Raw genomic sequence first — 911 nt, 5'->3', positions numbered from 1 at the left:
GTACCAGACCACGCCGTCGAAACCGGGCCAGCGCGTCGTCCAGTCGTCGGGCAAGGTCACGCTGGTCCAGCCGGTGGCCGGCGGCGTGGCGGCGTCCCAGCCGGATCGCACGGCCTCGATCGTCTTGAACGGCACGGCCCCGCCGGCGGCAAAGGCGATGCCGCCCGGCACGAGGAGCAGGAATATCAGGGCAAGAAGCCTTGCGACCGCGCCTCGAAGATCGCTTCCGTCCGGGATTTGACCGACAGCTTCTTGTAGATGTTGCGAATGTGGCATTCGACCGTGAACCTGGAGAGGGAAAGGACTCCCGAAATCTCTCGATTGGTAAGCCCCTTGGCAACGAGGTTCAGGATCTCGACCTCGCGCGGCGTCAGGAGAGGCGGCGCTGCAAGCGCGGGCTTGCCGCGCCCCGGCCTGTCGGTGGAAGGACGGGCGCGCCCGGACGGTGCCGGCGCCGACACCAGTTCCAGGATGCGCCGGGCGATGAAGGGATCGATCGGCGCGCCGCCGCGGATGGTGCTGCGGATCGAAAGCGACAGCTCGACGTCGTCGCGCTCCTTCAAGAGATAGCCGGTCGCCCCGGCGCGCAGGGCTTCGAGGATGGTGTTTTCGTTGCTCCAGGCCGAGATGACGAGGATCGGCAGCGCCGCGTCGTGCTCGTGCAGGGAGCCGATGAGGTCGATGCCGTTGCCGTCGGGCAGGCCGACATCGACCAGCGTCATGGCAAAGGGCTGGTCGACGAGCAGGGTCTTGGCCTGCGCGATCGACCCGGCGAAAAACAGCTCCTCCTGAGCATAGCCAAGGCCCCTCAGGATCGAGCGCAACCGCACCTGCATCATCGGCTCGTCCTCGACGACAAGCAGCGGGCTCGGCAGCAGTGCTTCCGATGGCAGGTCGATGACGGGATGTTC

Annotated in this window: 1 protein-coding gene; it reads right to left on the bottom strand. The window is 66.8% G+C overall.

The genetic code is table 11. From position 1 onward, the window contains the following. Positions 1-185: 185 nt before the first annotated feature. Positions 186-875 (bottom strand): response regulator transcription factor, encoded by a 690-nt coding sequence (locus tag EN893_RS35795; protein WP_348632540.1) that lies wholly within the window; start codon positions 873-875, stop codon positions 186-188. Positions 876-911: the final 36 nt, after the last annotated feature.

The organism is Mesorhizobium sp. M7A.F.Ca.CA.004.04.2.1 (assembly GCF_004022825.1).
In the GTDB taxonomy this organism is placed as follows: domain Bacteria; phylum Pseudomonadota; class Alphaproteobacteria; order Rhizobiales; family Rhizobiaceae; genus Mesorhizobium.
The sequence above is the reverse complement of the archived record's forward strand: the minus strand, read 5'-3'. Positions and strand labels throughout refer to the sequence as shown.